Source organism: Streptomyces sp. TSRI0107 (assembly GCF_001905845.1).
GTDB lineage: Bacteria > Actinomycetota > Actinomycetes > Streptomycetales > Streptomycetaceae > Streptomyces.
Window position 1 is genome coordinate 29036 of sequence record NZ_LIVZ01000020.1, and the last position, 22140, is coordinate 51175.

At 71.1% G+C, this 22140-nt stretch carries 20 protein-coding genes and 4 tRNA genes; 12 read left to right on the plus strand and 12 right to left on the minus strand.

Going from position 1 to position 22140, the window contains the following annotated elements; all coding sequences use genetic code 11:
* The first annotated feature begins 56 nt into the window (after positions 1 to 56).
* From AMK31_RS37005 to AMK31_RS37015, 3 genes are all read left to right on the plus strand, one after another.
* Positions 57 to 1925, plus strand: a complete 1869-nt coding sequence (locus tag AMK31_RS37005; RefSeq protein ID WP_241842855.1) for a hypothetical protein — start codon at positions 57 to 59, stop codon at positions 1923 to 1925.
* Positions 1926 to 2252: 327 nt separating this feature from the next.
* Positions 2253 to 3764 carry a N,N-dimethylformamidase beta subunit family domain-containing protein gene (locus AMK31_RS37010; RefSeq protein ID WP_073945140.1) on the plus strand — a complete coding sequence of 504 codons (1512 nt, stop codon included), beginning with the start codon at positions 2253 to 2255 and terminating at the stop codon, positions 3762 to 3764.
* Between the two features lie 68 nt (positions 3765 to 3832).
* Positions 3833 to 4732 (plus strand): phosphoribosylaminoimidazolesuccinocarboxamide synthase, encoded by a 900-nt coding sequence (locus tag AMK31_RS37015; protein WP_073945141.1) that lies wholly within the window; start codon positions 3833 to 3835, stop codon positions 4730 to 4732.
* Between the two features lie 40 nt (positions 4733 to 4772).
* On the opposite strand, the gene AMK31_RS37020 is transcribed toward AMK31_RS37015, so the two are convergent.
* The 8 genes from AMK31_RS37020 to AMK31_RS37055 all read right to left on the minus strand — a co-directional run bounded on the left by AMK31_RS37020 (position 4773) and on the right by AMK31_RS37055 (position 9451).
* A tRNA-Gly gene (locus tag AMK31_RS37020) sits at positions 4773 to 4848 on the minus strand.
* A 23-nt stretch (positions 4849 to 4871) separates the two neighbouring features.
* A complete protein-coding gene (locus tag AMK31_RS37025) occupies positions 4872 to 5480 on the minus strand; it encodes a response regulator transcription factor (RefSeq protein WP_073945142.1) in 609 nt (202 codons plus the stop codon).
* Positions 5477 to 6829 (minus strand): sensor histidine kinase, encoded by a 1353-nt coding sequence (locus AMK31_RS37030; protein ID WP_079187099.1) that lies wholly within the window; start codon positions 6827 to 6829, stop codon positions 5477 to 5479. Before AMK31_RS37030 ends, AMK31_RS37025 begins: the two co-directional genes overlap by 4 nt.
* Positions 6830 to 6849: 20 nt before the next feature.
* Positions 6850 to 7620 (minus strand): ABC transporter permease, encoded by a 771-nt coding sequence (locus AMK31_RS37035; RefSeq protein ID WP_073945144.1) that lies wholly within the window; start codon positions 7618 to 7620, stop codon positions 6850 to 6852.
* Positions 7617 to 8579 carry an ABC transporter ATP-binding protein gene (locus tag AMK31_RS37040; RefSeq protein ID WP_073945145.1) on the minus strand — a complete coding sequence of 321 codons (963 nt, stop codon included), beginning with the start codon at positions 8577 to 8579 and terminating at the stop codon, positions 7617 to 7619. The genes AMK31_RS37035 and AMK31_RS37040 overlap by 4 nt, the downstream gene beginning before the upstream one ends.
* A gap of 135 nt (positions 8580 to 8714) precedes the next feature.
* Positions 8715 to 8790, minus strand: a tRNA-Gly gene (locus AMK31_RS37045).
* A gap of 80 nt (positions 8791 to 8870) precedes the next feature.
* Positions 8871 to 8942: transfer RNA gene (locus tag AMK31_RS37050), tRNA-Gly, on the minus strand.
* A 191-nt stretch (positions 8943 to 9133) separates the two neighbouring features.
* Positions 9134 to 9451, minus strand: coding sequence for a histone-like nucleoid-structuring protein Lsr2 (locus AMK31_RS37055; RefSeq protein WP_073945146.1), 318 nt, complete (start codon positions 9449 to 9451; stop codon positions 9134 to 9136).
* 310 nt (positions 9452 to 9761) lie between these two features.
* Between AMK31_RS37055 and purS the strand changes: the two genes are divergently transcribed.
* The 7 genes from purS (at position 9762) to purM (ending at position 17592) form a co-directional block, all read left to right on the plus strand.
* A complete protein-coding gene (purS, locus tag AMK31_RS37060; protein ID WP_073945147.1) occupies positions 9762 to 10025 on the plus strand; it encodes a phosphoribosylformylglycinamidine synthase subunit PurS in 264 nt (87 codons plus the stop codon).
* Complete coding sequence (gene purQ, locus AMK31_RS37065; RefSeq protein ID WP_073945148.1) at positions 10022 to 10702, plus strand: phosphoribosylformylglycinamidine synthase subunit PurQ; 681 nt, start codon at positions 10022 to 10024, stop codon at positions 10700 to 10702. Before purS ends, purQ begins: the two co-directional genes overlap by 4 nt.
* Positions 10699 to 12957: a phosphoribosylformylglycinamidine synthase subunit PurL gene (gene purL / locus AMK31_RS37070; RefSeq protein ID WP_073945149.1), complete on the plus strand. Its 2259-nt coding sequence runs from the start codon at positions 10699 to 10701 to the stop codon at positions 12955 to 12957. The genes purQ and purL overlap by 4 nt, the downstream gene beginning before the upstream one ends.
* A 282-nt stretch (positions 12958 to 13239) precedes the next feature.
* Entirely contained in the window at positions 13240 to 14034 is a 795-nt protein-coding gene (locus AMK31_RS37075; protein ID WP_198948659.1) for a maleylpyruvate isomerase family mycothiol-dependent enzyme, read from the plus strand.
* A 39-nt stretch (positions 14035 to 14073) separates the two neighbouring features.
* Positions 14074 to 14880 (plus strand): META domain-containing protein, encoded by an 807-nt coding sequence (locus AMK31_RS37080; protein WP_073945151.1) that lies wholly within the window; start codon positions 14074 to 14076, stop codon positions 14878 to 14880.
* A gap of 71 nt (positions 14881 to 14951) precedes the next feature.
* The gene (gene purF, locus AMK31_RS37085; RefSeq protein ID WP_073945152.1) at positions 14952 to 16481 is read left to right on the plus strand and encodes an amidophosphoribosyltransferase; all 1530 of its coding nucleotides are present in this window, start codon (positions 14952 to 14954) and stop codon (positions 16479 to 16481) included.
* Between the two features lie 43 nt (positions 16482 to 16524).
* The gene (gene purM, locus AMK31_RS37090; RefSeq protein WP_073945153.1) at positions 16525 to 17592 is read left to right on the plus strand and encodes a phosphoribosylformylglycinamidine cyclo-ligase; all 1068 of its coding nucleotides are present in this window, start codon (positions 16525 to 16527) and stop codon (positions 17590 to 17592) included.
* A 69-nt stretch (positions 17593 to 17661) separates the two neighbouring features.
* Here the strand turns inward: purM and AMK31_RS37095 are convergent, their stop codons facing one another.
* Both AMK31_RS37095 and AMK31_RS37100 read right to left on the minus strand, forming a co-directional pair.
* Positions 17662 to 17919 carry a DUF3073 domain-containing protein gene (locus AMK31_RS37095; RefSeq protein WP_073945154.1) on the minus strand — a complete coding sequence of 86 codons (258 nt, stop codon included), beginning with the start codon at positions 17917 to 17919 and terminating at the stop codon, positions 17662 to 17664.
* Positions 17920 to 18230: 311 nt separating this feature from the next.
* Complete coding sequence (locus tag AMK31_RS37100; protein ID WP_073945155.1) at positions 18231 to 19322, minus strand: Leu/Phe/Val dehydrogenase; 1092 nt, start codon at positions 19320 to 19322, stop codon at positions 18231 to 18233.
* A 223-nt stretch (positions 19323 to 19545) separates the two neighbouring features.
* On the opposite strand from AMK31_RS37100, the gene AMK31_RS37105 reads away from it, so the two are divergent.
* Together AMK31_RS37105 and bldC are read left to right on the plus strand one after the other, a co-directional pair.
* Positions 19546 to 20400 (plus strand): hypothetical protein, encoded by an 855-nt coding sequence (locus AMK31_RS37105; RefSeq protein WP_073945156.1) that lies wholly within the window; start codon positions 19546 to 19548, stop codon positions 20398 to 20400.
* A 524-nt stretch (positions 20401 to 20924) separates the two neighbouring features.
* Positions 20925 to 21131 (plus strand): developmental transcriptional regulator BldC, encoded by a 207-nt coding sequence (gene bldC / locus AMK31_RS37110; RefSeq protein ID WP_003949541.1) that lies wholly within the window; start codon positions 20925 to 20927, stop codon positions 21129 to 21131.
* 449 nt (positions 21132 to 21580) lie between these two features.
* On the opposite strand, the gene AMK31_RS37115 is transcribed toward bldC, so the two are convergent.
* Together AMK31_RS37115 and AMK31_RS37120 are read right to left on the minus strand one after the other, a co-directional pair.
* On the minus strand, positions 21581 to 21775 hold the full coding sequence (locus AMK31_RS37115; protein WP_073945157.1) for a DUF6274 family protein: 195 nt from the start codon (positions 21773 to 21775) through the stop codon (positions 21581 to 21583).
* A gap of 255 nt (positions 21776 to 22030) precedes the next feature.
* Positions 22031 to 22105 (minus strand) — tRNA-Asp (locus AMK31_RS37120).
* Positions 22106 to 22140: the final 35 nt, after the last annotated feature.

Here is a 22140-nt window from a genome sequence, read left to right on the forward strand (position 1 = left end):
GCCAGGACAGCAACAGCAGCCCGCTTGGGAGGGGGTGAGGTCGGGTCGTGACAGGTATGGGTGTGGAGGCGGGAGCGCAGGCCGCGCGGTCCCGTGCGCTCGCCGTGCTGCGGATACGCAGCCGCGCGCTGGCCGTGGCCCTGCTGCCGGCCGCCGTCGCCGTGGTCCTGCTGGCCGGCGGCTCCACCGGCCGGCTGACGGGGCCGGGCTGGGACGCGGCCCGCTGGGCCGTCTGCGTCGTCGCGCTGCTCGTACTGCTCGCCGCGGGCGGTTTCGCGCTGGTCGTGGCCCGCGCCCGTCCCGCCGTCAGTCCCACGGTCCCGATCGCCGAGCAGGCGGCCCCGGACCTGTACCGGCTGGTGCGCGACCTCGCCGACCGCCTCGACGTGCCGGCCCCCTCGGCGATAGCCCTCACCCCGGACTGCGACAGCTGGCTGGAGGACCGCACCCATCCGGCCCACGGCCCGCCTCCGCCGCCCGACGACCCCGACGAGCCGCCCGGCCTCGGCCGCCGCGTCCACCGGCGTACGCAGGCCGCGCCCGTCCTCGTCATCGGCTCGCCCTTCCTGTGGTGGATGCGCGTCGGCGAGCTGCGCGCCGTCCTCGCCCCGGTCGTCGCCGGTACAGGCCCCTCGGCCCACCCGGACCTGGCCGCGGCCCGGCGCTTTGTGCGGGGGCTGGACGCCGCGGTGGCCGTCGCCTCCGCCCCCGGGCGGGGTCCGCTGACCCGCCTGCCCGGCGCCGGCGTCGGCTGGCTGGCCCGGCTGCTGCTGCGCGGCTGCCGGGAGCACGCCGCCGAGATGGAGCGCGGTGTCGCCGCTGCCGCCGCCGAGCGCGCGCAGGCCGTGGACTACGGACTCCGCATCGTCGCGCAGGAACAGGTCGGCCTGGCGTACGCGGGCTGGGACCGCCTGCTCACCCGGGTCGCGCTGCCCGCCTGGCGGATGGGCCGCTGGCCCTCCCGGCTGGACGCGGGTGTCGTCGCCGCCCTCACCGAACTCTCCCGGCGGGACCGGCTGGCCGAGGGCTTCGCCTCCCGCCTCGGCGAGCGGCCCGCCTGTGACCTGCTGGAGGAGCCCGGCGCGGTGGACGAGGCCGCCTCGCTGCTCGCCGCCCGCCTCTTCCACGGCGGCCCGGCCGAGCAGGGCCCCGACTGGTCCCCGGTGGACTGGCAGGAGTACCCGGAGGAGGTCGTCGACCGCAAATGGCGCACCGACGCGGCCCGGCTGCACCGCGTCCTCGACACCCTCGGCGTCCGCCGCACCGCCCCCGACGCCCAGGGCCCGACCCTGGCCCGCGTACTCGACCACCTCACGGGCCGGCCTCACCGGCCGCATGACCCCCACCAGCCTCACGAGGGCCTGACACCCCAGCCCGGCAGGCACCCGGCCCCCGGCGCCCAGCCGCCCACGGACCCGGCCGCCCCCGCCCCCCGGGACCTGGACCCGGACCTGGACACTCACCTGGACCCGGACCTGGACGACGGCACCGACCCCGACCAGCTCTCCCCGTCCAACCCCCGCTGCGCCGCGCTGGCCGCCGGCCTCACCGACGAGCTCACCCGCGAGGAGGAGACCGCCGCCACCGCCGCACCCCCGACGGCGGCCCCCGCCGCCACCACGCCGGACATCCCGCTCTGGGACGACGGCACCCTCCCGCTCTTCCCCCTCCAGACCCCGCGCACCCCGCGCGAACTGCTCGCCGACCACATCACGGCAATGGTCTGCTGCGCCGCGATGGACACCGCGGGCGCGACTCCCGGCCTGGACTGGCTCGACGGCCCTTCCCTCCTGATCAAGGGCGAACGGGCGGCCGATCTGGCCCCGAAGGTACTGAGCCTCATAGAGGACGGCGATCCGGCCCCGCTCCGCGCCTGGCTGACCGAGGTCGGCATACGCCCGGAGAAGCCGGTACGGCTCGTCTGAGGGCCCTCCCGAGAACCCCCTTTCCCGGAGCCCGCAGTTCCGCTTTCGGTCAATTCGAAACGAACGGTGACGGAGTCCGTGCGTAATGTGATGTGCTGGGACCGAACAGGCACATGGCAAAGGCTTGCGACATACGACAAGCACAAGAACGCCACACCCGATCGCCTCCGCACCACACCGCACACAGGGCACAGCAGCACACCGAAAACGCACCGCAAGCACCGCAAGCAGGCACAAGGCACCGCAGGCACCAGGCACCGCAGGCACCAGGCACCGCAGGCACACGCACCACGGCACACGGGGGCCCAAGGGAGGGGAGCACGGACCATGGGCTCGGACCACATCCGCCGCTGGGAGTCGGGAGCACTCGCGCACGCCGTGACGGACCCCTTCGGCCAGGGCCCGCTCCCCTGGCTGCGCGGCAGCGAGACCTACTTCGACGACACCGGTCACGTCGTCCCCTGGTACGTCGACGTGGACACGGCCCCCGACACCCCCGACGCCCGCCGCAGGACCGGCGCCCGCGTCCCCGCCCCCCGCAGCGCCTCCGGCGCCATCCGCTCCGCCGACGACGTGCGCCGGCAGATCAAGGGCTTCGCCTCCACCGGCGCGGTCGCCCCCGGCGAGGCCGTCGACTTCCACATCACCGTCGACCCGCCCCAGGAATTCGGCGTCGACGTCTACCGCATCGGCCACTACGGGGGCGACGGCGCCGCGAAGATCACCACCAGTCCCCGCCTCTCCGGCATCGTCCAGTCCGCGCCGCTCGCCGCCGACCGCACGGTCTCCTGCCACCACTGGTGGCTGTCCTGGCGGCTCCAGGTCCCGCCGCACTGGCCCATCGGCGCCTACGTGGCCGTCCTCACCACCGCCGACGGCTACCGCTCCCACGTGCCCTTCACGGTCCGCGACGACCGCCCGGCCGACTTCCTGCTGGTGCTGCCGGACGTCACCTGGCAGGCGTACAACCTCTACCCGGAGGACGGCCGCACCGGCGCGAGCCTCTACCACGCCTGGGACGAGGACGGCCGGCTGCTCGGCGAGCGCGACGCCGCGACGACCGTCTCCTTCGACCGGCCGTACGCCGGCGCGGGCCTCCCGCTGCACGTCGGGCACGCCTACGACGTCATCCGCTGGGCCGAGCGCTACGGCTACGACCTCGCCTACGCCGACGCCCGCGATCTGCACGCCGGCCGGATCGACCCCGCCCGCTACCGGGCGCTGATCTTCCCCGGCCACGACGAGTACTGGTCCGTGCCGATGCGCCGCGCCGCCGAGCAGGCCCGCGACCACGGCACCTCCCTGGTGTTCCTCTCCTCCAACTCGGTGTACTGGCAGGTCGAGCTGGGCCCGTCCCCGTCCGGCAGCCCCGACCGCCTCCTCACCTGCCGCAAGCGCCAGGGCCCCGGCAAGCCCGTGCTGTGGCGCGAGATCGACCGCCCCGAACAGGAACTGCTGGGCATCCAGTACGCCGGCCAGGTCCCCGAGCCCCATCCGCTGATCGTCCGCAACGCCGGCCACTGGCTGTGGGAGGCGACCGGCGCCCACGAGGGCGACGAGATCGCGGGCCTGGTCGCCGGTGAGGCCGACCGGTACTTCCCGCGCGCCCCGCTCCCCGAGCACGACGAGCGCGTCCTGCTCGCCCACTCGCCCTACACCGACGCCGACGGCGTCACCCGCCACCAGGAGACGTCCCTCTACCGGGCCCCCTCCGGCGCCTGGGTCTTCGCGTCCGGAACCTTCGCCTGGTCCCCGGCACTGGACCGCCCGGGCCACGTCGACCGGCGTATCCAGCGCGCCACCGCCAACCTTCTGGACCGCATCTGCAAACGTGACTGACCCACTGTCCGTGATCACTCTCCCGTACGGGAGAATCGAGCCATTGGACAGAACCACGGGGAGGAACCGTGTCCGGATTCGTCGAAAAGCCCGAGCCGCTCCAGGTTCCGGGTCTGGTGCATCTGCACACCGGCAAGGTGCGCGACCTGTACCAGAACGAGGCGGGCGACCTCGTGATGGTCGCCAGCGACCGCATCTCCGCCTACGACTGGGTGCTGCCGACCGAGATCCCCGACAAGGGCCGGGTCCTCACCCAGCTCTCCCTGTGGTGGTTCGACCAGCTCGCCGACCTGGCCCCCAGCCACGTCCTGAGCACCGAGCTGCCCGAGGGCGCCCCCGCCGACTGGGCGGGCCGCACCCTGGTGTGCAAGTCGCTGCGGATGGTCCAGGTGGAGTGCGTGGCCCGCGGGTATCTCACCGGCTCCGGCCTGGCCGAGTACAACGAGTCCCGTACGGTCTGCGGCCTCGCCCTCCCCGAAGGCCTCACCGACGGCTCGGAGCTGCCCGCCCCGATCTTCACCCCGGCGACCAAGGCCGCCGTCGGCGAGCACGACGAGAACGTCTCCTACGAGGAGGTCGCCCGCCAGGTCGGCGCCGAGACCGCCGCCCAGCTGCGCCAGGCGACCCTCGCCGTCTACTCCCGGGCCCGGGACATCGCCCGCGACCGGGGCATCATCCTCGCGGACACCAAGTTCGAGTTCGGCTACGAGGACGGCACCCTGATCCTCGCCGACGAGGTGCTGACCCCGGACTCCTCCCGCTTCTGGCCGGCCGACCAGTGGCAGCCGGGCCGCGCGCAGCCGTCGTACGACAAGCAGTTCGTGCGCGACTGGCTGACCTCCGCCGAGTCCGGCTGGGACCGCAGGAGCGAGCAGCCGCCGCCCGCGCTGCCGCAGCAGGTCGTGGACGCGACCCGGGCGAAGTACGTGGAGGCGTACGAGCGCCTGACGGGTCTCACCTGGAGCTGACACGACGAAGGCCCCGGTCGGTGACCGGGGCCTTGGTGACTGGAGCGGACGACGAGGCTCGAACTCGCGACCTCAACCTTGGCAAGGTTGCGCTCTACCAACTGAGCTACGTCCGCGTTGCGCCGTGGCGCGAGAGCAACTATACCCAACCTCGCTCGCGTGCGAGACGCACCGCCGCATGCCGGTTCTCCACGCCGAGCTTCGAGACGGCCGACGAGAGGTAGTTCCGGACCGTCCCCTGGGACAGCACGGCCCGCTCGGCGATCTCCGCGACCGGCGCCCCGTCGGCGGCCAGCTCCAGCACCTCGGCCTCGCGCGCGGTGAGCGGCGAGTCCCCGGCGGAGATCGCGTCGGCGGCCAACTCCGGATCCACGTAGCGGTTTCCGGCGTGCACGGTCCGGATGATCTCGGCGAGCCGCTGCGCGCTGACCGTCTTCGGGACGAACCCCCGCACACCGGCCGCGAGAGCCCGCTTCAGATGCCCGGGCCTCCCGTGACTGGTCACGATCAGCACCCGGCAGCCGGGCAGTTCCGTCCGCAGCGATGTGGCGACCTTCACACCGTCGGCGCCCGGCATCTGCAGATCGAGCACCGCCACGTCGGGCGCGTGCGCCCGCGCCATCGCCAGCGCCTCCGGCCCGCTCGCCGCCTCCGCGACGACGAGCAGATCGTCCTCGAGCGAGAGCAACGCGGCCAGCGCCCCCCGGATGAGGTGCTCGTCGTCGGCGAGCAGCACCCGCACACTCACGCCGCGGCCCCCCGCTCCCCGACTACGGCCTCCCCGTCGTCGGCGTCCCCGGCCACGGGCGCACAGGCAACGGCGTCCCCGACTACGGCCTCCCCGTCGTCGGCGTCCACGGCCACGGGCGCACAGGCAACGGCGTTGCCGGCCACGGCCTCCCCCACCGGCACCCTCGCCACCACCCGAAACTTCCCGGTCCCGGCCGGCCCGGCCTCCAGCGTGCCGTCCACCGCCCGCAGCCGCTCCCGCAGCCCCGCGAGGCCGGTGCCTCCGCCGCCGCTTCCGGCGGCGGTCTCGGCGCCGTCGTTCTCCACTGTCAGCACCACACATCCCTCGGACATCAGCAGCCCCACGGAACACCGCCGGGCGTCTCCGTGCCGCAGCACGTTCGTCGTGGCCTCGCGCACCACCCAGGCGAGCGCCGACTGCACCTCGGCGGGCAGTCCGGCCGCCTCCCCGGTGACCTCGCACTCGATCCCGGCGGCCTTCAGGACGCCCTGAGCGCCCACGAGTTCGACGCCGAGGTCGGCCTCCCGGTAGCCGCGTACGACGTCCCGCACCTCCCGCTGCGACTCCGCCGCGATCCGCTGCACCTCGATCATCTGCTCGACGGCCTCCTCCCGCCCCCGCCGGGCGAGCTGCACGGACAGTTCGCTCTTCAGGGCGATGACCGCGAGGTTCCGGCCGATGACGTCGTGCAGGTCGCGCCCGAACCGCAGCCGCTCCTCCGCGACGGCGAGCCGGGCCCGGGTCTCGCGGGCCTCGTCGAGTTCGTAGACGGCGTTGAGCAGCCAGACGGAGAACACCGAGGTCATGGCGAAGAAGCCGGTGCCGAGCAGCGCCGCCAGCGCCGTGACCAGCGCGGCCATACCGGCCCCCAGCGCCATGGAGATCACGCCCACGCCCGCCGCGACGCCGAGCACCAGCGCAGACACCCGGCGTCTGCTGCGGAGGCCGAGAGTGATCATCCCGACGCCGAAGAAGAGCAGACCGCCGATCACCGAGCCCAGTGCGGATGCGGTGCCCTCACCGCCCGGGCCACGGTCGACGAGCCAGAGCACGACGACCGCGAACACCGCGCTGGTCACCCCGAACGCCGACATCAGCCGCAGCGGCTGCGCCCGCCGCCCGCGCGTCCAGTCCAGCGCCCGGCTGCCCACCACCGCGCCGAACGCCGCGTGCGCGCACACCATCAGGCACACCCAGGGCGCGTACGGCAGCGGCACCTCGCCGAGGGCCGGGAGGCCGAACACCGCGACCTCGGCCACCGCGAAGAAGTGGAACGACCACCGCGTGTACGTCTCGACCTTCGCCGGCGTGCTCTTGCGCCGCCACCATCTCCCCGGCCCGGACACCTGCCCGCCACCCCCGTCCGTCAGCGTCGCGGCTCCCAGCGGAACCACCGCCGTACAGCAAACACCGCGAGTGCGGTCCAGGCCAGCGCGGTGGCGAGGTCGCCCAGCGCCTCGGAGCCGGAGAGGTCCCCGGTCCAGCCGCCCCGCACCAGCGCGATCACCGGGGTCAGCGGCAGCAGTTCGCAGACGGACGCCAGCCCGTCGGGCAGCACCTCCAGCGGGACGGTGATGCCGGAGCCCAGCATGGAGACGAACATCATCGGCAGCCCGGTCACCTGGGCACTCTCCGCGGTCCTGGTGAAGACCGCGGTGACCGCCGCCAGCGCCCCGCACATCACGATCCCCAACAGCACGCCCGCCACGGCGAGATGGGGCGCGGACGGGGCACCGACGTCCAGCACCGCCGCACTGCCCACCGCGACCAGCAGACACTGCGCGAGCCCGATCCCGGACGCCGGCAGCGCGGCGCCGACCAGGATCTCCCGGTCCCGCAGCTCACCGGTGCGCAGCCGCTTGAGCACCAGCTCCTCGCGGCGGGTGACGTAGGCGGTGGTGAGGGAGGCGTAGACGGCGAACAGCAGGGAGAAGCCGACGGCGGCGGGCAGGATCACGGTGCCGACGGTCAGCCCCGCGCCCTCGAGGTCCATCTCGTCGACCGCGCCGCGCACGCTGAACGGCAGCGCCAGCGGCACGAGCAACGCGGTGACGAGTGTGGCCTTGCTGCGTCCGAGCAGGGTCAGTTCGGCCCGCGCCAGCGCGCCCATCCGCCCCGCGACAGTCGTGGTGCTCATACGCCTGCCCCCTCCTCGTGCGCCGCGAGGGCCGACGCCCGCCCGGCGATCCCCAGGAACGCCTCCTCCAGCGACGGGGACCGCGCGTCCAGCCGCCGCAGCTCCACCCCGGCGTCCCGCGCCCACACCAGCAGGCCGGTGGCCGCCCGCTGCAACTCGTACGTCCGCAGCCGTACGGTCCTGCCGTCGACGTCGTGGCCGACGACGCCCAGCTCGCCGAGGGCGGGCAGGTCGCCGAGGAAGTAGCCCTCGGGCAGTTCGAAGGAGATCCGGGACGGCTGGGCCGCGGTCACCTCGTCCGGGGTGCCGCTCGCCGCGATGCGCCCCTCGTGGAGGATCGCCAGCCGGTCGGCCAGCTGCTCGGCCTCCTCCAGGTAGTGCGTGGTGAGCAGCACGGTCGTACCGCCGTCGCGCAGCGCGCGCACCAAGTCCCAGGTCTCGCGGCGGCCTTCGGCGTCCAGTCCGGTCGTCGGCTCGTCGAGGAACAGCACCTCGGGGTCGCCGAGCAGCGCGAGCGCCAGGTCCAGCCGCCGCCGTTCACCGCCGGACAGCTGCTTCACCCGCACCGTGGCCCGCTTCCCGAGCCCGACGGCCTCCAGCGCCTCGCCGACGGGCCGGGCGCCGCTGGTGCAGCCCGCCCACATCCGTACGGTCTCGGCGACGGTCAGCTCCGCCGGGAACCCGCCCTCCTGCAACATGACACCGGTGCGCGGCCGTACGACCTCCCGCTCGCCGTGCGGATCGTGCCCGAGCACCCGCACCCGGCCCTCGGTCGGCGGGGCGAGCCCTTCCAGCAGCTCGACCGTGGACGTCTTGCCGGCGCCGTTGGTGCCCAGCAGCGCGAAGACCTCACCGCGGGTCACGCTGAACGTGATCCCGCGCACGGCTTCGAACCCGCCCCCGTACACACGCTTGAGGTCGGTGACCTCGATCACGTGCTCGTGTTCGTCGGTTTTCATGACTTCAGCGTCCCGGCGGCCGGGGCCGTTCGGCAGTGCGCGCTGTCATAGGCGGACATGACAAATGTCAGAGAGATCGCGCAATACGTGGGACATACGCCGAAGGCCCCGGTCGATGACCAGGGCCTTGGTGACTGGAGCGGACGACGAGGCTCGAACTCGCGACCTCAACCTTGGCAAGGTTGCGCTCTACCAACTGAGCTACGTCCGCATTGCCTCCGATCAGCTCTCACTGACCGGCGCGAGCACCAGCCTACCTGATCCACAAGAGTGGTCCGTACGGCGGTGCAGAGCGGGTGACAGGAATTGCACACTGCGCCTTCCCCCTGGAAGGGGGATGTTCTACTACTGAACTACACCCGCATGTACTCCGTGAGCCGGGCCTTTCGGCCTCGCCCCTCGGCGTGCTCCAGACTCTAGCTGATCAGCGGGGGTGCTGCGCAAGTCGGTTGCCGTGAGGGGCGGCTGAGCGGCCGTCGGCGGGCTCGCCACGCGCGGGGCGCGCGGGGCCGGCGCGCACGGCACGGACGGCACCGACGGCCCACGGCAACGGCTCACTGCGCGGCGGTGAACGCCTCGTAGACCTTCTTGGGGATGCGGCCGCGCGCGGGCACGTCCATCTTGTTGGCCTGGGCCCAGGCGCGTACCGCCGCCGGGTCGGGGGCCACCTCGGTCTGCTTGTAGGCCTTGCCCGACTTCGACCGCTTGCGGCCGGCCTCCACGTAGGGCGCGAGCGCCTTACGCAGTTTCCTGGCATTGGCTTCATTCAGGTCGATCTCGTACGACTTGCCGTCGAGTCCGAAGGCGATCGTTTCCGCCGCTTCCGAGCCGTCGATGTCGTCAAAGAGGGTGACCACGACCTTTTGCGCCACGAATATCGGTCCCTTCGTGCGGCACCTCAATGCAGCTCATCTGCGATGACGTGCCGAGTGTCGGCTATTGCCAATTCATTTGTACAGTGCCTGGCAAAGCAATGTGAAGCCCGACTAAATCTCCCCGCGTGTCCCGGCGCACTAGCTATCCCGGGTCGATCCGGGATCTTTCCCTGAACTTTTCGTGAAGGGGTGGCTCCGATGCCGGATCGTGACGATCGTTCCGTAGGTTCCTACAACTCTACTCGCGTAGAAATTTTGTGCGGGTAGTCTGAAGGAACCTGCTCAGCACCACACACCGGGAGTGCCAGTGGCACGCGTCGTAGTCGACGTCATGCTCAAGCCGGAGATCCTCGACCCCCAGGGCCAGGCGGTGCAGCGCGCACTGCCGCGGCTGGGTTTCGACGGCATCTCCGATGTACGTCAGGGAAAGCGATTCGAACTGGAAGTTGACGGGCCCGTCGACGAGGCCGCGCTCGCCCGCATCCACGATCTTGCGGAATCCTTCCTCGCCAACACCGTGATCGAGGACTTCACCGTCCGGATCGAGGAAGTCGCGGAGGCCGTCAAGTGACCGCTCGTATTGGCGTCGTCACTTTCCCGGGCTCTCTCGACGACCGGGACAGCCGGCGGGCGATCCGTCTCGCAGGCGCCGAGCCCGTCGCTCTCTGGCACAAGGACAAGGACCTCAAGCAGGTCGACGCCGTGGTGCTGTGCGGCGGTTTCTCGTACGGCGACTATCTCCGCGCCGGAGCCATCGCCCGCTTCTCGCCGGTGATGGACACGATCATCGAGCAGGCGAAAGCCGGCCTGCCGGTCCTCGGCATCTGCAACGGCTTCCAGATCCTCACCGAGGCGCACCTGCTGCCCGGCGCGATGCTCGGCAACGACCACCTGCACTTCATCTGCCGCGACCAGAAGCTGCGGGTGGAGAACGCGGACACCGCCTGGACGACCGACTACGCGGCGGGCCAGGAGATCCACATCCCGCTGAAGAACATGGACGGCCGGTACGTCGCCGACGAGTACACGCTCGACAAGCTGGAGGCCGAGGGCCGCGTCGCGTTCCGCTACGTGGACTTCAACCCCAACGGCTCGCTCCGCGACATCGCCGGCGTCACCAACGAGGCGGGCAACGTCGTGGGCCTGATGCCGCACCCGGAGCACGCCGTGGAGCCGCTGATCGGCACCGGCCGCACCGACGGCCTCCCGTTCTTCACCTCGATCCTCAAGAAGCTGGTCAACGCATGAGCCGGACGCCTCTGGACACGGTCGAGCACGCGGCCGCGACCCCCGACGTCGAGCTGCCCTGGGCCGAACTCGGCCTGAAGAAGGACGAGTACGAGCGCGTGGTCGAGATCCTCGGCCGCCGGCCCACCGGTGCCGAGCTCGCCATGTACTCGGTCATGTGGTCCGAGCACTGCTCGTACAAGTCCTCCAAGGTCCACCTCCGCCAGTTCGGCGAGAAGGCCCCCCAGTCCGACGCGATGCTCGTCGGCATCGGCGAGAACGCCGGTGTGGTCGACGTCGGCCAGGGCTACGCGGTCACCTTCAAGGTCGAGTCGCACAACCACCCGTCGTACGTCGAGCCCTACCAGGGCGCGGCCACGGGTGTCGGCGGCATCGTCCGCGACATCATCGCGATGGGCGCCCGCCCGGTCGCGGTCGTCGACCCGCTGCGCATGGGCGCGGCCGACCACCCCGACACCAAGCGTGTGCTGCCGGGGGTCGTCGCCGGCATCGGCGGGTACGGCAACTGCCTCGGCCTGCCGAACATCGGCGGCGAGGTCGTCTTCGACTCCTGCTACCAGGGCAACCCGCTGGTCAACGCCGGTGCCATCGGCGTCATGCGGCACGAGGACATCCACCTCGCGAAGGCGTCCGGCGCGGGCAACAAGGTCATCATGTACGGGGCCCGCACGGGCGGCGACGGCATCGGCGGCGCCTCGATCCTGGCCTCCGAGACCTTCGACGACGCGAAGCCCTCGAAGCGTCCCGCCGTGCAGGTCGGCGACCCCTTCCAGGAGAAGCTGCTCATCGAGTGCACCCTGGAGGCCTTCCAGGAGAAGCTCGTCGTCGGCATCCAGGACCTGGGCGCCGCCGGAATCTCCTGCGCCACCAGCGAGCTGGCGTCCAACGGCTCCGGCGGCATGCGCGTCATCCTGGACGACGTCCCCCTGCGTGACTCGACTCTCTCGCCCGAGGAGATCCTCATGAGCGAGTCGCAGGAGCGCATGTGCGCGGTCGTCGAGCCGGAGAAGGTCGACCGCTTCCTCGAGATCTGCGACAAGTGGGACGTCATCGCCACCGTCATCGGTGAGGTGACCGACGGCGACCGTCTGGAGATCTTCTGGCACGGCGAGAAGATCGTCGACGTGGACCCGCGCACGGTCGCCCACGAGGGCCCGACCTACGAGCGCCCGTACGCCCGCCCGTCCTGGCAGGACGAGCTCCAGGCGGACGACGCGAACAAGCTGCCGCGCCCGGAGACCTCGGAGGAGCTGAGGGACCAGGTCCTGAAGCTGGTCGCCTCCCCGAACCAGGCCTCCAAGAAGTGGATCACGTCGCAGTACGACCACTTCGTGCAGGGCAACACGGTCCTCGCCCAGCCCGAGGACTCCGGCATGATCCGCATCGACGAGGAGACCGGCCTCGGCGTCGCCATCTCGACGGACGGCAACGGCCGGTACGCCAAGCTCGACCCGTACACGGGCGCGCAGCTGGCCCTCGCCGAGGCCTACCGCAACGTGGCGACGACCGGCGCCAAGCCGCTCGCCGTCTCCGACTGCCTGAACTTCGGCTCCCCCGAGGACCCGGCGGTCATGTGGCAGTTCGCGGAGGCCGTGCGCGGCCTGGCGGACGCCTGCCAGCAGCTCGGCACCCCGGTGACCGGCGGCAACGTCTCGCTCTACAACCAGACGGGCGAGGCGGCCATCCACCCGACGCCGGTCGTCGCCGTGCTGGGCGTCATCGACGACGTCGCCCGCCGCACGCCGGTCGCCTTCCAGGAGGAGGGCCAGCTGCTGTACCTCCTCGGCGACACGCGCGAGGAGTTCGGCGGCTCGGCCTGGTCCCAGGTCGTCCACGACCACCTCGGCGGCCTGCCCCCGCAGGTGGACCTGGAGCGCGAGCGGCTGCTCGCCGAGATCCTGATCTCCGCCTCCCGCGACGGCATGATCGACTCGGCGCACGACCTGTCCGACGGCGGCCTGATCCAGGCGGTCGTCGAGTCGGCGCTGCTCGGCGGCAAGGGCGCCCGCCTGATCGTCCCGGACGGTCTGGACGCGTTCACCTTCCTCTTCTCGGAGTCGGCCGGCCGCGCGGTCGTCGCCGTCCCCCGCTCGGAGGAGGTCCGCTTCAACGACATGTGCGGCGCCCGGGGCCTCCCGGCCACCCGCATCGGTGTCGTCGACGGCGACACGGTGGAGATCCAGGGCGAGTTCAGCCTCTCCCTGGAGGAGCTGCGCACCGCCCACGAGAGCACCATCCCGGCGCTCCTGGCCTGATCACAGGCCGTACGAAGGCCCCGCCCGGCCGGTCGAAAAACCGGGCGGGGCCTTCGCCTGCCTTGGCCTAGGGGGTGTCTCGTCGATCAGGCCGGATCAGGGAGCGGCGTCTGGTGCCGTGCATCGCAAGGCGGAGGAGGGAGCCGATGCGATGGGGGTCCCCCCTGCTCGAGCGGAGCCGAGAGCTTGGGGGAATCGGGGACCGACGACAACGCGGCGAGGTGCGGTGCCAGGCGCCGCGAGCCCGGCATGATCGGCGAGACACCCCCTAGGCTCACCCTCATGCCGGCCAAGAAGCGCACCCGCAGCTACGACCCCGTCAAGACCCGCGCCGCGGTCCTCGCCCAGTTCGAGCAGGTACGGCAGGCCGTACGCACCCTCGACGCGGAGCAGTTGGCGTCGCCGACCCGGCTCGGCGACTGGACCGTCAGGGACCTGGCCGCGCACGTGACCATGGCCCTGGAGACGGTCAGCCGCAGTCTGGAGCGGGACGAGCCGGCCAAGGCGGAGCTGACCCTGCTGGAGTGGCCCTTCGCGACGGCCGACCGGGCCGCCGACATCGCCGACGGCACCCGGCGGCTGGCCGAGGCCAACCCCGACCTGGACGCCCTCTACGCCCGCACCGGGCAGCGCCTCACCGAGGCCCTGGCCGGCGCCCCCGGCACCCGGCTGCTCGCGGCGCGCACGGGCGCCATGCCGCTCGACGACTACCTCGTCACCCGCACGGTCGAACTCGTCGTCCACACCGACGACCTGAACGCCGCCGTGCCGGGCCTGGAGATCCCGTACGACCGCCAGGCCCTCGCCGCCTGTACGCGGCTGCTGGCGGACGCGCTGGCGGCCAAGGCGCCCGGAGGGTCGACGGAGGTGCGGATTCCGCCCTATGCCGTCGTGCAGTGCGTGGAAGGCCCCCGGCACACCCGCGGCACCCCGCCCAACGTGGTCGAGACCGATCCGCTGACCTGGATCCGGCTGGCGACCGGCCGCCTGGCCTGGGCCGAGGCGCTGGAGGAGGCGAAGGTCAGCGCGAGCGGGGAGCGGGCGGACCTCGGAGGGCTGCTGCCGATCCTGTCGTAGGCGTGGAACCGATCACCCCACCCGCCCCGTCGAAGCGGCATGTACAGGCAGACGCACCGCATCACCCTCACCGCCGCCGTCCTCGCCCTGCTGCCCCTCGCGGCGGCCTGCGGCACCGAGAAGGCCGGAGACGACGCAGGCAGCGCCGGGAACACCGTCGGCGGGGTCACCGGCGTCCACTGGTCCGTGGACGGCGTGACCGTCGACGGGACCGAGCACGACGCCCCCACCGGCGCGTTCGTCACGATCGACGACGGCGGCAAGGCGCAGGGCAACTTCGGCTGCAACCACTTCAACGCCAAGGCCTCCTTCGACGGCGACCGGATCCGGCTGGAGGACACCTCGGTGACCGAGATGGGCTGCGAGGAGAAGCCGATGAAGTTCGAGGAGACCCTGGCCCGCACGCTCGCCGACGGCGCGCTGAAGGCGCGCACGACCAAGGACCGGCTGACCCTCACCACGGACGGAGGCGACACCGTGCGGCTCAGCAAGGTGCCCGACGCGCCCCTGCTCGGCACCCGCTGGAACGTCACGGCACTCGGCGCCGAGGGCGTCGCCCAGTCCCTCCCGGAGGACGCCGAGGCCCACCTCACCTTCGACGAGGACGGCAAGGTCACCGGACGCCTCGGCTGCAACAAGGTGAACGCCACCGCGACCGTACGCGACGGAAATATCACGTTGGGCACGCCGTCCACGACCCGAATGATGTGCGACGCCTCACTCATGAAAACGGAAAAGCGGCTCCTGCGGCTCTTCGACGGCACCGTCGAGTACCGCCTCGATCACCGCACCCTCACTCTGACCAGCGAAAACGGCGAGAGCGTGACTGCCGTCGCAGCCGAGTGATCCACTGCGGCGGCGCTGATCAGGCATTCCCCAATTCGGACCAGTGGTCGACCTCGCCTACACTCGGTGGCGTGCCACGTGGTGACGGACGACTCAACCACGACCTGCTCCCCGGTGAGAAAGGCCCCCAGGACGCGTGTGGCGTCTTCGGTGTCTGGGCTCCGGGCGAAGAGGTCGCCAAGCTCACGTACTTCGGGCTCTACGCCCTCCAGCATCGGGGTCAGGAATCCGCGGGAATCGCGGTCAGCAACGGCTCCCAGATCCTCGTCTTCAAGGACATGGGCCTGGTCTCCCAGGTCTTCGACGAGACCTCACTCGGTTCGCTCCAGGGTCACATCGCGGTCGGACACGCCCGCTACTCGACCACCGGCGCCTCCGTGTGGGAGAACGCCCAGCCGACGTTCCGCGCCACCGCGCACGGTTCCATCGCGCTCGGTCACAACGGCAACCTGGTGAACACGGCCGAGCTGGCCGAGATGGTCGCCGCGCTGCCCAAGGACAACAACGGGCGCACCACCCGCGTCGCGGCCACCAACGACACCGACCTGCTCACCGCGCTGCTCGCGGCCCAGGTCGACGAGGACGGCAAGCCGCTGACCATCGAGGAAGCCGCCCACACGGTCCTGCCGAAGGTCCGTGGCGCTTTCTCCCTCGTCTTCATGGACGAGCAGACCCTGTACGCCGGCCGTGACCCGCAGGGCATCCGCCCGCTGGTCCTCGGCCGCCTGGAGCGCGGCTGGGTGGTCGCCTCCGAGACCGCCGCCCTCGACATCTGCGGCGCGAGCTTCGTCCGCGAGATCGAGCCGGGCGAGTTCGTCGCCATCGACGAGAACGGCCTGCGCACCTCCCGATTCGCGGAAGCGAAGCCCAAGGGCTGCGTCTTCGAGTACGTGTACCTGGCCCGCCCGGACACCGACATCGCCGGCCGGAACGTGTACCTCTCCCGGGTCGAGATGGGCCGCCGCCTCGCCAAGGAGGCCCCCGTCGAGGCCGACCTGGTCATAGCGACCCCGGAGTCCGGCACTCCCGCGGCCATCGGCTACGCGGAGGCCAGCGGCATCCCGTTCGGCGCGGGTCTCGTCAAGAACGCGTACGTCGGCCGGACCTTCATCCAGCCCTCGCAGACGATCCGGCAGCTCGGCATCCGCCTGAAGCTGAACCCGCTGAAGGAAGTCATCAAGGGCAAGCGCCTGGTCGTCGTCGACGACTCGATCGTGCGCGGCAACACCCAGCGCGCCCTGGTCCGCATGCTCCGCGAGGCCGGCGCCGCCGAGGTCCACATCCGGATCTCCTCGCCGCCGGTGAAGTGGCCCTGCTTCTTCGGCATCGACTTCGCCACCCGCGCCGAGCTGATCGCCAACGGCATGACGATCGACGAGATCGGCACCTCGCTGGGCGCCGACTCGCTGGCGTACATCTCCATCGACGGCATGATCGAGGCGACCACCATCGCCAAGCCGAACCTGTGCCGCGCCTGCTTCGACGGCGAGTACCCGATGGAGCTGCCCGACCCCGAGCTGCTGGGCAAGCAGCTTCTGGAGACCGAGCTCGCCGCCGGTCCCGCCGCCACGGCCGCCGCCGACGCCATCCGTCGCCCGTAGCCGTCCGCGTTACCTGACGTACGACACGAAGGTTCTCAAAGTCATGTCTGAGACAACTGGTGCCAGCTACGCAGCCGCGGGCGTCGACATCGAAGCGGGCGACCGTGCGGTCGAGCTGATGAAGGAGTGGGTGAAGAAGACCCAGCGCCCCGAGGTCCTCGGCGGCCTCGGCGGTTTCGCCGGCCTCTTCGACGCCTCCGCCCTCAAGCGCTACGAGCGCCCGCTGCTCGCCTCCGCCACCGACGGCGTGGGCACGAAGGTCGACATCGCCCGGCAGCTGGGCGTGTACGACACGATCGGCCACGACCTGGTCGCGATGGTCATGGACGACATCGTCGTCTGCGGTGCCGAGCCGCTGTTCATGACCGACTACATCTGCGTCGGCAAGGTCCACCCCGAGCGGGTGGCGGCCATCGTGAAGGGCATCGCGGAAGGCTGTGTGCTGGCCGGCTGCGCCCTGGTGGGCGGTGAGACGGCCGAACACCCGGGCCTGCTGGGTGAGGACGACTTCGACGTCGCCGGCGCCGGTACGGGCGTCGTGGAGGCGGACCGGCTGCTCGGCGCGGATCGTATCCGTAAGGGTGACGCTGTGATCGCCATGGCGGCCTCCGGTCTTCACTCGAACGGGTACTCCCTGGTCCGGCACGTGCTGCTGAACCAGGCCGGCCTGTCCCTGGACGCGCGGATCGACGAGCTGGGCCGCACCCTCGGTGAGGAGCTGCTCGAGCCGACGAAGATCTACTCGCTGGACTGCCTGGCCCTGACCCGCACCACCGAGGTGCACGCCTTCAGCCACATCACCGGCGGCGGCCTCGCCGCCAACCTGGCCCGGGTCGTCCCGGACGGGCTGCACGCGGTCGTCGACCGGTCCACCTGGACCCCGGCCCCGGTCTTCGACCTGGTGGGGAAGACCGGCCGGGTCGAGCGGCTGGAGCTGGAGAAGACCCTCAACATGGGCGTGGGCATGATGGCCATCGTTCCCGAGGAGTCCACCGAGGTGGCCCTGGCGACGCTGGCCGACCGCGGTGTCGACGCCTGGATCGCGGGCGAGATCACCGACCGCGGCGACCACGAGACGGGCGCGGCCCTGGTGGGTGACTACGCGGGCTGAGGCCCTGCGGGCAGCACAGAACCCGGTCGGTGACCGAGGTCACCGACCGGGTTGATACTCAGTGCAAGGTCAAGCGCCGCGACGCTGCTGCGAGGAGTTGTCGTCCTCGTCCTCCTCGTCGTCGTCCTCGTCGTAGAGGTCGGCGTACCGGGAGTACAGGTCGTCGTCGTCATGCTCATCGTCCTCGAAGCGGTCACCGTTCGGCGACTGGTTCGACGTCGATGCGCCCAGCTCCTCGGCCAGGCGTGCGAGGTCCGTCCCACCGCTGTTGTACTTCAGCTGGCGGGCGACCTTCGTCTGCTTGGCCTTGGCCCGGCCGCGCCCCATGGCTCGACCCCCTCAACGACGGGGCTCGACGGCCCCAGGTTGACACGCGTTCATGATCTAGAACGGTCTCTCCTCAGAGAGCCCGTCCGTAGGGCTTCCACGGTACCTGAGCCCGCGCCCATACGGTACGTCGCCCGCATGACGTGCCCGCGCCCAGGACCTTCGAGGCGCCCCGTCCTCGCTGGTCAGTGGCGATTTTAACCACTTATCGGCGGACGACCCGCCGGTGGAAGTGAGAGTTCTCTCTAAGTGCCCACCGGCAGGTACCGCTCAAACCCGCGCGTCGACCCTGTGGAACCGCGCCCGGAACCTCACCGTCCGCGTGCCGCCGCGGCGTCGTGCATCCGCTGCTCGGCGATCCGGTCGGCCGCGGCGGCCGGCGGAATCCCGTCTGCCTTCGCACGTGCGAATATGGCCAGCGTGGTGTCGAAGATCTTCGCCGCCTTCGCCTTGCACCGGTCGAAGTCGAAGCCGTGCAGCTCGTCGGCCACCTGGATGACACCGCCGGCGTTCACCACGTAGTCCGGCGCGTACAGGATCCCGCGGTCGGCGAGGTCCTTCTCGACACCCGGGTGGGCGAGCTGGTTGTTGGCCGCGCCGCACACCACCTTCGCGGTCAGCACCGGCACGGAGTCGTCGTTCAGTGCCCCGCCGAGCGCGCACGGCGCGTAGATGTCCAGGCCCTCGGTCCGGATCAGCGCGTCGGTGTCCGCGACCGCGACCACGCCGGGGTGCCGCTCGGTGATCCGGCGCACGGCGTCCTCGCGCACGTCCGTCACGAAGACCTCGGCACCCTCCGCGATCAGGTGCTCCACCAGGTGGTGGCCGACCTTGCCGACGCCGGCGATGCCGACCCGCCTGCCCCGCAGGGACGGGTCGCCCCACAGGTGCTGGGCGCTGGCCCGCATGCCCTGGTAGACACCGAAGGCGGTGAGCACGGAGGAGTCGCCCGCGCCGCCGTTCTCGGGGGACCGCCCGGTCGTCCAGCGGCACTCGCGCGCCACGACGTCCATGTCGGCGACATACGTGCCCACGTCACAGGCGGTGACGTACCGGCCGCCGAGGGAGGCGACGAAACGGCCGTAGGCGAGCAGCAGCTCTTCGGTCTTGATCTTCTCGGGGTCCCCGATGATCACGGCCTTGCCGCCGCCGTGGTCCAGCCCGGCCATGGCGTTCTTGTACGACATCCCGCGCGCGAGGTTCAGCGCGTCGGCGACGGCCTCTTCCTCGGTGGCGTACGGGTAGAAGCGGGTACCGCCGAGGGCGGGGCCCAGAGCGGTGGAGTGGATGGCGATCACGGCCTTCAGGCCACTGGCGCGGTCCTGGCACAGCACGACTTGCTCATGACCCCCCTGGTCCGACTGGAACAGGGTGTGCAGGACGCCGTCGGTTACGTCGGTCACTGTGGTGACTCCTGAGGTGAAGAACGGCGGGTGGGGATCAGCTCCCGTGCGGGTGGCGGGGGCTGTGAGCACGAGAGTAGAGCCTGCCGGCCCCGCCGAACGGACAGTGTTCAGGATCACCTCCTCCCGGAGTACCACCGTGCGACGATTTGCATAGATTTCCCGCGGCTTTGTCGGCGGGTTCAGCAGTTTTCCCCGGCGCCCCGCGGGGGAGGGAGCAGGCGTGCCCAAGGTGTCCTCGGTGATCGTCCCGTACGCGGCATACCTGCGCGTGTACGAACCGCTGGCCGCCTTCCCGGAGCCGGAGCGCGGGCACTGGGAGCGCTACGCCCGCCGCCCCCACCGCCCCTCGTACCAGGACGAACTCCGGCGCTCCCTGGCCGACTTGGTGCCCACCCCGCCCGTCCCGGTGCCGGTGCACGAGAGCGGCGACGCGTTCGTGCTGGAGGCCGGCGGAGTGGTGGTGGTCTGCCCGTGGCGCACCCGGCTGCGCGGCTGGCAGGCCCTCGGCGATCTCGCCGAGGAGCTTCCCGCGACGGTCCTGGACGCGGTGCTGCCGCCGGTCGTGCGCCACCAGGCGACCCAGGACTACGAGCGCTGGCTGGCCCGCAACCCCGACGCCCGCCCCTGGATCCGCACCGCGACCTGGCAGGTGCCGCTGCACTGGTTCGTGCTGGTCACCGACGAGGAGCGGGAGTACGCCAAGGGCTCCGGGGGCGCGTCGGAGGAGACCGCGCCGGTGCTGCGCTACCGCACGCCCATGGTGCAGGCCCGCCGCCGGGTGGCACGCGGCCTGCGCACCCTGAAGGAGGCCATGGACGAGGGGCCGCTCATCGACGGCCTGCTCGACGTGGGGCGCTGGCTGGAGGAGTTCCACCCGCGCTCGCTGGTCGAACTGGACTACGGCGGGCTGGTGCACGCCCTGCCGGCGGGCGATCTGGAGGACGACCACTCGGCGGCGGACGTCGCCGCCGGCATCGAGGCGCTGCGCGAGGGCGACGGGGTCGCCGCGGGCGAGGCGTACGGTCGGCTCGTGGCGCGCTGGCGTTCGGTGCGGGACCTGCGTTCGGCGAACTGAGAGCCGGGCCGGGTCCCGAGCCGCAGTGGGTGACGCAGGACACCTTACGGATCGTCAAGAAGGGGCGTAGGTCCCGATCCGGGCGTATGTGGCGACAGGTGTCAAGGGTGACGGACCGCACGTACACCACCCTTGCGCCGCTTGCCCCTCCTCGTGCCAAAATAGGACAAGGAGTCCGGGGAGGACTCTGTCCGCCCCGCTGTGCTCCACTGTGGGTGGAATCTCAGCATTGCACGCTTTGGGGGGTCTGGTGCCTCCTGATCGCCCTGTGACTGATCGTCACAGTGGCGTGACTGTCCGCTATGGCATGGTCCATCGGCTTCCGTCGCTGATGAACACCTGGGAGGGCAATTCCATCGGTTTGGCCGACGCGGCTGGACAGATGGTGTAGTTGTAGTGCCGAGGACAAGCCGTTCGTCCTATAACCGACTCGACTCGCGTCCGCCATTTCGGGCAACGCGGGTCAAGGTGCAGAATTTAGAGGAAAGAACCGAGAAGGTTCGGTTCTCCCGAGGAGGCCGCTCATGACCGCTCGCACCCCTGATGCCGAGCCGCTGCTGACCCCGGCTGAGGTCGCCACCATGTTCCGCGTCGACCCCAAGACGGTCACGCGGTGGGCGAAGGCCGGCAAGCTCACTTCCATCCGCACGCTCGGCGGGCACCGCCGCTACCGCGAGGCCGAGGTCCGCGCCCTGCTCGCGGGCATCCCGCAGCAGCGCAGCGAGGCCTGAACAACTGCATAACCGGGCAAAACGGCAGGTCCCCCAACCTGCCGGGCGGCCCGAAACCCTAGCTCCAAGCGACGCGGATCCTGCCCCAACAGGCTCCTCGCCCAAGCTCTTCAGATGTCACAGGGTGCGTCGTCGATCGCGCTGGACTCCGCCGGGTCCAGCGCGATCTTTTTTGTGCGCGTGGCCCAGCGTGCCGGACCGGCCTGTGAGCGGGCTTGTCGGAGTCTGGGGAGGGGTGTCGGAACGGCTGTGAGGCACCCTTCGACGGCAGTGCAATTGCACATATTAAATTGACCGGTTGTAGGGGCGGGGTAAGTTCCGCAGTTTCAAAAACTCATGCGGTGACTCCCGTCACATGCCAGGCTACTTGTTGCCCCTGGCGTATGTGCGCTAGTGGAGCCACGCGTTCCAGCGCCCCACGTGCGTACGGGTGTTGGGGCCGCCGAGGGTCACGCGGGCGAGGGACTCTCGTCCTCGACGCGCCCGGTCCCCTCACTCCGGTCCTCCTGGCCGGCTCCCTGCATCGCCAGCCGCAGGAGCTGGTGGCAGATCGGACAGTGCCGGGTCAGGTGGCGGTACGACGACGCGGCCGACAGGTGCGCGCGGAGCAGTGCCCGCGTCTCGTGCCTCGCCGATGTCGCCATACGCCACCTCCGGGGGCCGTGCCGGAAACAGTGCCCTGACTCCTGGGGTACCGACCGAATGTGACGCCGTCAAGGGCGCCAGCGGCGCCAGGAGGGCCGTATACGAGCCGGAGGCGGATTTGGGATGCCGGACGCTCTTGAAGCGCTGTGAGGGGCCGTCAGGGCCCGCGTCTCGGCGGAGTGCGCGCTGGAGGCCTGCCAGAGGGAACGAAGAAGGCCCGCTCCCTCGCGGGGCGGGCCTTCTTCGTTTCAATGCGGTCCTGACGGGATTTGAACCCGCGGCCTCCACCTTGACAGGGTGGCGAGCACTCCAAACTGCTCCACAGGACCAGGTTTCGCTGCGCTATTCCTGCGTTGCGCTGCGA

Coding starts and splice junctions, on each gene's coding strand:
- AMK31_RS37010 (WP_073945140.1), top strand. CDS start 2,253: ATGGGCTCGGACCACATCCGCCGCTGGGAGTCGGGAGCACTCGCGCAC.
- AMK31_RS37035 (WP_073945144.1), bottom strand. CDS start 7,620: ATGAGCACCACGACTGTCGCGGGGCGGATGGGCGCGCTGGCGCGGGCC.
- AMK31_RS37075 (WP_198948659.1), top strand. CDS start 13,240: ATGCCGGCCAAGAAGCGCACCCGCAGCTACGACCCCGTCAAGACCCGC.
- purL (WP_073945149.1), top strand. CDS start 10,699: ATGAGCCGGACGCCTCTGGACACGGTCGAGCACGCGGCCGCGACCCCC.
- AMK31_RS37080 (WP_073945151.1), top strand. CDS start 14,074: ATGTACAGGCAGACGCACCGCATCACCCTCACCGCCGCCGTCCTCGCC.
- AMK31_RS37095 (WP_073945154.1), bottom strand. CDS start 17,919: ATGGGGCGCGGCCGGGCCAAGGCCAAGCAGACGAAGGTCGCCCGCCAG.
- AMK31_RS37115 (WP_073945157.1), bottom strand. CDS start 21,775: ATGGCGACATCGGCGAGGCACGAGACGCGGGCACTGCTCCGCGCGCAC.
- AMK31_RS37005 (WP_241842855.1), top strand. CDS start 57: ATGGGTGTGGAGGCGGGAGCGCAGGCCGCGCGGTCCCGTGCGCTCGCC.
- purM (WP_073945153.1), top strand. CDS start 16,525: ATGTCTGAGACAACTGGTGCCAGCTACGCAGCCGCGGGCGTCGACATC.
- bldC (WP_003949541.1), top strand. CDS start 20,925: ATGACCGCTCGCACCCCTGATGCCGAGCCGCTGCTGACCCCGGCTGAG.
- AMK31_RS37040 (WP_073945145.1), bottom strand. CDS start 8,579: ATGAAAACCGACGAACACGAGCACGTGATCGAGGTCACCGACCTCAAG.